At 70.0% G+C, this 1,041-nt stretch carries 3 protein-coding genes; all 3 read left to right on the top strand.

Features of this window, described 5'->3' with window-relative positions; genetic code table 11:
• Positions 1-274: uS5 family small ribosomal subunit protein (locus AC08OV_RS12465; RefSeq protein WP_476619696.1), on the top strand; the 274-nt coding region annotated here is incomplete at its 5' end.
• Positions 274-459, top strand: coding sequence for a 50S ribosomal protein L30 (gene rpmD, locus AC08OV_RS12460; protein WP_011435055.1), 186 nt, complete (start codon positions 274-276; stop codon positions 457-459). The genes AC08OV_RS12465 and rpmD, both read left to right, overlap by 1 nt.
• Before the next feature lie 2 nt (positions 460-461).
• A complete protein-coding gene (gene rplO / locus AC08OV_RS12455; protein WP_476619695.1) occupies positions 462-992 on the top strand; it encodes a 50S ribosomal protein L15 in 531 nt (176 codons plus the stop codon).
• Positions 993-1,041: the final 49 nt, after the last annotated feature.

Genomic DNA, 1,041 nt, shown 5'->3' with positions numbered 1-1,041 from the left:
GGCGGCCGGCGTCGTGCTGCTCAAGCCCGCCTCGCCCGGTACCGGGGTCATCGCCGGTGGTCCGGTCCGTGCCGTGCTGGAGTGCGCCGGTGTGCACGACGTGCTCTCGAAGTCGCTCGGCTCATCGAACCCGATCAACATTGTGCACGCGACGGTCGCTGCTCTGCGTGGCCTGATGCGTCCCGAGGAGATCGCCGCCCGTCGCGGCCTGCCGCTGGAGGACGTCGCTCCGCCGGCCATGCTGCGCGCTCGTGCGGCGGGAGCCGGTGTCTGATGGCCAAGCTGCGCATCACGCAGATCCGGTCGGGGATCGGTGGTACCTCGAACCAGCGGGCCACGCTGCGTACCCTTGGTCTGCGGAAGATCAACGCGACGACCGTCCGTGATGATCGTCCCGAGATTCGCGGGATGATCAGAACTGTGACCCATCTTGTCCGGGTCGAGGAGGTGGACTCCTAGCCATGGCCGAACTGACGAAGACCGACGCCGGTGACGACACCGGCGCCACCGGCGCGGGCACTGAGGCCGGCTCGGCGCAGGCCGTCCGTGGCCGCGGCCTGAAGGTGCACCACCTCCGGCCGGCCCCCGGCGCCCATAAGTCCAAAACCCGCGTCGGTCGTGGTGAGGGTTCCAAGGGCAAGACCGCCGGGCGGGGCACCAAGGGCTCGAAGGCCCGCAAGCAGGTGCCCGCCCGGTTCGAGGGTGGCCAGATGCCCCTGCACATGCGCCTGCCCAAGCTGAAGGGCTTCCGCAACCGGTTCCGCGTCGAGTACCAGGTCGTGAACGTCGCCACCCTCGCGGAGCTGTTCCCGCAAGGTGGTGAGGTCACCAAGGCCGACCTCGTGGCCAGGGGTGCGGTGCGGGGCAAGTCGCCGGTGAAGGTGCTGGGCAACGGCGACATCGACGTCGCGCTGCACGTGAGCGCGGACGCGTTCTCGGCCTCCGCGAAGGAGAAGATCGCCGCTGCCGGCGGGAGCGTCACGCAGAGCTGAGAGCATGGGTGGGGGTATGGGCCATGTCACCCCGCTCCCACCCCGGCCC

The organism is Frankia sp. CeTa3Moorea (assembly GCF_978021225.1).
This window is presented reverse-complemented; position numbering and strand designations above follow the sequence as displayed.

What these genes read in the sequence shown, in the direction of transcription:
- rplO (WP_476619695.1), top strand. Translation starts at nt 462, where the DNA reads ATGGCCGAACTGACGAAGACCGACGCCGGTGACGACACCGGCGCCACC.
- rpmD (WP_011435055.1), top strand. Translation starts at nt 274, where the DNA reads ATGGCCAAGCTGCGCATCACGCAGATCCGGTCGGGGATCGGTGGTACC.